This window comes from Mycobacterium sp. (assembly GCF_035603715.1).
GTDB lineage: Bacteria > Actinomycetota > Actinomycetes > Mycobacteriales > Mycobacteriaceae > Mycobacterium.
Genome location: NZ_DATNJW010000355.1, coordinates 1 through 5396, shown reverse-complemented (window position 1 = coordinate 5396; position 5396 = coordinate 1). Strand labels below are relative to the sequence as shown.

At 65.7% G+C, this 5396-nt stretch carries 8 protein-coding genes; 4 read left to right on the top strand and 4 right to left on the bottom strand.

What is annotated here, in order from left to right; genetic code table 11:
- On the top strand, positions 1 to 579 hold a 579-nt coding region (locus tag VN856_RS14810), incomplete at its 5' end, for a PASTA domain-containing protein (RefSeq protein WP_325690285.1).
- Here VN856_RS14810 and VN856_RS14805 read toward each other — a convergent pair.
- A complete protein-coding gene (locus VN856_RS14805; RefSeq protein WP_325690283.1) occupies positions 557 to 1240 on the bottom strand; it encodes an aminodeoxychorismate/anthranilate synthase component II in 684 nt (227 codons plus the stop codon). The genes VN856_RS14810 and VN856_RS14805 overlap by 23 nt on opposite strands.
- 16 nt (positions 1241 to 1256) lie before the next feature.
- On the bottom strand, positions 1257 to 2570 hold the full coding sequence (locus tag VN856_RS14800; RefSeq protein ID WP_325690280.1) for a glycosyltransferase: 1314 nt from the start codon (positions 2568 to 2570) through the stop codon (positions 1257 to 1259).
- A 48-nt stretch (positions 2571 to 2618) separates the two neighbouring features.
- Between VN856_RS14800 and VN856_RS14795 the strand changes: the two genes are divergently transcribed.
- A complete protein-coding gene (locus tag VN856_RS14795) occupies positions 2619 to 3281 on the top strand; it encodes a TetR/AcrR family transcriptional regulator (RefSeq protein WP_325690278.1) in 663 nt (220 codons plus the stop codon).
- Here the strand turns inward: VN856_RS14795 and VN856_RS14790 are convergent.
- Positions 3275 to 4057, bottom strand: coding sequence for a DUF881 domain-containing protein (locus VN856_RS14790; protein ID WP_325690287.1), 783 nt, complete (start codon positions 4055 to 4057; stop codon positions 3275 to 3277). The two genes, VN856_RS14795 and VN856_RS14790, sit on opposite strands and share 7 nt — an antisense overlap.
- 84 nt (positions 4058 to 4141) lie before the next feature.
- Here VN856_RS14790 and crgA point away from each other — a divergent pair, with 84 nt between their 5' ends.
- Positions 4142 to 4423, top strand: coding sequence for a cell division protein CrgA (gene crgA / locus VN856_RS14785; protein WP_325690276.1), 282 nt, complete (start codon positions 4142 to 4144; stop codon positions 4421 to 4423).
- A 155-nt stretch (positions 4424 to 4578) separates the two neighbouring features.
- On the top strand, positions 4579 to 4995 hold the full coding sequence (locus tag VN856_RS14780) for a PH domain-containing protein (protein WP_325690273.1): 417 nt from the start codon (positions 4579 to 4581) through the stop codon (positions 4993 to 4995).
- 10 nt (positions 4996 to 5005) lie between these two features.
- On the opposite strand, the gene VN856_RS14775 is transcribed toward VN856_RS14780, so the two are convergent.
- On the bottom strand, positions 5006 to 5396 hold a 391-nt coding region (locus VN856_RS14775; protein WP_325690271.1), incomplete at its 5' end, for a peptidylprolyl isomerase.

Genomic DNA, 5396 nt, shown 5'->3' with positions numbered 1-5396 from the left:
CTGAGCTACGCCGCGGCGGTGAAGAAGCTGAAATCCGCCGGCTTCAGCCGGTTCAAACAAGTCAACTCGCCGTCGACACCGGAGGCGAAAGACAAAGTCATCGGCACCATTCCGTCGGCCAACCAGACGTCGGCGATCACCAACGAAATCTCCGTGATCGTCGGCTCAGGGCCGTCGAGCAAGCAGGTGCCCGACGTCGCCGGGCAGGCCGCCGACGAGGCGCAGAAGAATCTGACGGTGTACGGGTTCTCCAAGTTCGCTCAGGCCGCCGTCGACAGTCCCCGGCCGGCCGGCTCGGTGATCGGCACCAATCCGCCTGCCGGAGCTAATGTTCCGGTCGACACGGTGATCGAGTTGCAGGTGTCCAAAGGCAACCAATTCATCATGCCCGATGTGACCGGAATGTTCTGGACCGACGCAGAACCGCGGTTACGCGCGTTGGGCTGGACGGGGATTCTGGACCGAGGCCCCGACGTCGATGCCGGTGGCTCCCAACACAACCGGGTGGTGTATCAGAGTCCGTCGGCGGGTCAGGGCGCCAACAAGGACGGCAGCATCACGCTGAAGTTCGGTCAGTAGCCGCGTCGTACTGCCGCACGGTGGCCAGGCTGTCCACCAGCTCGCTTTCCAGCTTGCGGACCAAGCTTTCGTCGAGGGCCTGGCCGCAGTCGGCCAGCCAGTTGGCCAGCATCCGGTGGCCGCCTTCGGTGAGGATCGACTCCGGGTGGAACTGGACGCCGTGGATCGGCAGCTCGGCGTGCCGCACACCCATGATCACACCGCTGCGGGTGCGCGCGGTGACCTCCAGCTCGGCGGGCAGCGTCTCAGGCATGATGGTCAGCGAGTGATACCTGGTCGCGGTGAATGGATCTGGAAGACCTTGCAGCACACCGGTATTCGTGTGATGCACGCTGCTGGTCTTGCCGTGCAGCAATTCGGGGGCCCGGTCAACGGTGGCGCCGAAGGCCACCCCGATGGCTTGGTGGCCGAGGCACACGCCCAGCAGGGGAGTGCCTGACGCGGCGCTGGCACGCACCAGGTCGATCGAGGCGCCCGCCCGTTCGGGTGTGCCCGGGCCCGGGCTCAGCAGAATTCCGTCGACCGCAGTGGCGACCGCGGCGGGGTCCGACAGCCGAGCGTCGTCGTTGCGCCACACCTGCGCCTCGACACCCAACTGGCCGAGGTATTGCACCAGGTTGAACACGAAGCTGTCGTAGTTGTCGACGACCAAGATCTGCATCGCGCCAGGTTACAGGTTAAATCGAGTCGTTCAATTCCGGCGTGGTCAATCGCGTAGAGCCCGCGGTCAACCGGTCCACGATGTCGGCCAGCCCCGCGAAGCCGGGGGCCCCGGCCATCTCGGCCGCAATACGGCAGCTGGCTTGGCGGTAGCTCGGCTGGCTCAACACGGCCCGGATGCGCCGGCGCAGTGCGCGCGCTGTCGGCCGTTCACTTCTGATGCGCCGTCCCACTCCGGACCACGCGACGCGGGCGCCGACCTCAGGCTTGTCTTCCTTACCGCCGGTGGCCACGATCGGCACGCCGTAACGCAACGCGCACTGGACGCCGCCGTATCCACCGTTGGTCACGAAAACTGCAGTGCGCGGCAGCAATTCGTCGTAGGGCAGGTACGTTGCCGCCCGCGCGTTAGCGGGCAGCGTCGGCAGCGTGTCCAGCGGTCGACCGCCCGTTGCGACTACCACCAAGACATCCTCATCGGCGAGCGCGCGCAGGGTCGGCGCGATGGCCTGTTCGTAGTCAACGTTGGCGACCGTGCCCTGAGTGACGTGCACAACGGGCTTGGTCCCGTCAAGGTCGTCCCACCAGTCCGGTAGCGGAGCGGACGAACAAGCGGCCAACATCGGCCCGATGTAATGCAGGTTGCCTGGTGCATCGGACCGGGGGTACTCGAACGAGGGGACGCCGAACTGTACGAGCGCATCGGCCCGGCGGCCCCAGTCGAACATGGTGCCCGGCATCGCTTTGCCATGTACCTCGCGGTACTGGTCACTGACTGATTGATTGGCGCGCCCTACAATCCGGCGATTGAGCGCCGCCAAGACGGCGTTGCGCTGCCGGTTGAACAGACGAGCCGGCGGTAGACCCAAGCCGAACGGAGCAGTGTCGCGACTCTCGTTGGCCAGCGGGATAACTGAACACATCAAGACCGCCGGGCGTGAGCTGCGTTGATGTTCGAGCATGAGAGCAGCGCCGAGAAACGCAGGTTCAGCGAGCACGACGTCGGCCGGTTGTGTGGCCAAAGCGGCCTTGAGCGTCTGGTACTGAGCCTTGGCAGGCCGCGCAAAGACATTTTCGATATCGAAGGCGATCGCTTTGATGCCCTTCAGCTGGTCGCGTTCGGGAAAGCTCGCCAACAGATGCTGGTCGTCGAAATCAGCCTCGGCGGGCAGGGGTACAAAGCTCGCACCCGTCGCCGCGGCCTTGTCGGCATAACGCGAACCGGTCACGACCCATACGTCGTCGCCGCGCCTGACGAAACTCTCGGCAACCGCCAACATCGGCGTGACGTGACCATGAGCAGGGATGCTGGCGACGATGATGGTTGCCATTTCACTCCTCGGGCCCCTGTTGATTACAGAGTGATAGTATTCATTACCATGTCATCGCAGTCAATATCCGCAAAGACACGGGCTTACCGGTCCGAACTGCGGCAGAAGCAGGCGGAGTTGACGCGATCGCGGGTGGTCGCGGCTGCCGCCGAGCTGTTTGCCGCCGAAGGCTATGCGCGCACCACCCTCGCGAAAATCGCCGTCGCGGCCGGTGTTTCCGCTGAAACGGTCCAGGGTCACGGCCCAAAGGCGGCTCTCCTGATCGCCGCGGCCGAGTTCGCCGGGGTGGGCGTCAGTGGCGAAGAAAACCTGCTCGATCTGGATGTTGGCCGCCAGCTGATAGCCAATGACGACCCCCAGGACGCGCTCGACTTCGTTGCGTCGTTTGCGACAGATGTCCACATGCGGACCGCGCAATTGGCGCCCGCGCTGTTCGGCGGTGCCAACTCCGACCCCGAGTTGGACCGTTACCTGGACGATTTCATCGCCGGGATCAACGGGCAGGTCCGTCGCGTCCTCGACATCTTCGGCAACCGTGGATGGCTTCGCGATGACGTGCCGTTCGACGAACTCGTCGAGACGGCAGCCGTCGTCTGCAGCGTCGAGACGTACCTGCGAATCACCCAGCGCGACGGATGGAGCCCGGATGCGTACCGGGCCTGGTGCCGGCGCATGCTGGCCGAGACCGTTTTCGCTGCATCGAATCAGTAATTGACCGGGCCGAGGGGCTGAGCGGAGTGCATCCGCACCGGTTCGGTGTGACCCACGATGCGCACGTCTGGCGAGACTTGCTCGGTGTAGCCGAGCCCGAACCGCACCACGTACTGCTTGTAGAGGATCACCAGGGGAGCGGCCGCCAGCGCGGCCTGCATGGCTGCGGCGTCGCCGATCGCGGTGACCCGGTACGGCGGGCTGTAGGTGCGCCCGTTGAGCAGCAAGGTGTTGCCCACGCAGCGGGGTACCGAGGTCGCGATGATGCGCTGGTCCTGCATCTGGATCGCCTCGGCGCCCGCGCTCCACAACGCGTTGAGGACAGCCTGGATGTCCTGCTGGTGCACGACAAGATCATCCGGCGATGCGTCGCGGGGAAAGCGTCCGTTGGCGTCGCGCTGTGCGTCGTTGAGCGTGACGGTCAGTCCCGGCCCGTGCACCGGGTCCAGCCCGGCGTCGGCGGCCAGCTCGGCGGACCGCCGCTGCATCGCTGCCAACGCCGCGTCGGGGGACCGGCCGTGCGTCGAGTCGATGGTGTTGGCCAGCTGATCCCGTTCGGTGGTCAGGTTCTCGACCGCGGAGCGTTCGCTGCGCACCAGATCGACCAGCCGCGGCGCATCGCTGCGCCTGATCTCGCCGCCGCGGGACACCCCGTGGGTGGCCCCGAGCAGCAGCCCGGCCAATAAACACACCACCGGAACGCCGATCCGCCACGGCGACGGGGTCGCTCCAGCGTCCCGGCTGTCGCGCGCGGAAAGCAGCCGGGGGATGCGCATCGCCATCGGCTCTCCGTCCGCTGCTGGTGAGTGCGTTACGCTCGTCGTTGCACTGGCTCTTCCTACCGTAGCTCCGAGGTTGAAATGCCCAAGTCCAAAGTCCGCAAGAAGAGTGACTTCACCGCTAGCGCGGTGAGCCGCACCCCGGTCAAGGTCAAGGCCGGCCCGTCCAGCGTGTGGTTTGTGGTGTTGTTCTGCGGCTTGATGCTGATCGGCCTGGTCTGGCTGATGGTGTTCCAGCTCGCCGCGACTGGCGCTGATGCGCCGGCTGCGCTCAACTGGATGGCCGCGCTGGGGCCGTGGAACTACGCCGTCGCGTTTGCTTTCATGATCAGTGGCTTGTTGCTCACGATGCGGTGGCGGTAGGCCCAGCGGCCCTCGAAAGGCGGGCGGCGTCGGCCGGCAGCGTTGCTGAGCCAGCAACGAGTGCGGGACCGGATCACACGCATGTTATTCATCCCCATTGGGGATAGCGCTTGTGGATAACCGGATAGGCAGTGGTAGACACCCCTAGGAGCCTGGTGCAGCAAACACAGTGGGCGCCGTCTTCGGCTGGAATCGCTGCTTGTGGCCTTGCCGGAATTGTGATGGCTACCACATGTGTGACCGTCGTCACAGACCCGCCGGGGCGGCTTTTGCTCGGCATCGCCGCGACGGGACTGATCTTGTTTGCGGGCGGAACGTGGCGCGCACGCCCAAAACTGGCAATCACCGCCGACGGCCTGCAGGTCGGCGGCTGGATACGGCCGGCCCACCTGCAGCGACCCGATATCAAGATCGTCCGGATCACCGAATTCCGGCGGATCGGGCGCAAACTGCGCCTACTCGAGATCGACGCCAACGACGGCCGGCTGTTCGTGTTCTCGCGCTGGGACCTCGGCACCGACCCGTTGGACGTGCTCGACGTGCTGACCGCGCGCGGTTACGCGGGGTCTTGACTTGCAGGCGTCAGGAGATCGTGATCGATTCGATGACGACCGGCTCGGAGGGACGGTCGCCGGGGCCGGTGGCGGTGGTGGCGATGGCGTCGACGACGCCCTGTGAGTCCCCGTCCACGACCTCGCCGAAGATCGTGTGCTTGCGGTTCAGGTGCGGGGTTTGGCCGACGGTGATGAAGAACTGCGAGCCGTTGGTTCCCGGGCCCGCATTGGCCATCGCCAACAGATAGGGCTTGTCGAACTGCAACTCAGGGTGGAACTCGTCGGCGAACTTGTAGCCCGGGCCGCCTCGGCCGGTGCCGGTGGGGTCGCCGCCCTGGATCATGAAGCCGTTGATGACCCGGTGGAAGACCGCGCCGTCGTAGAACGGGCCGGAGCTACCACCGGATGCGTTCTCGGTC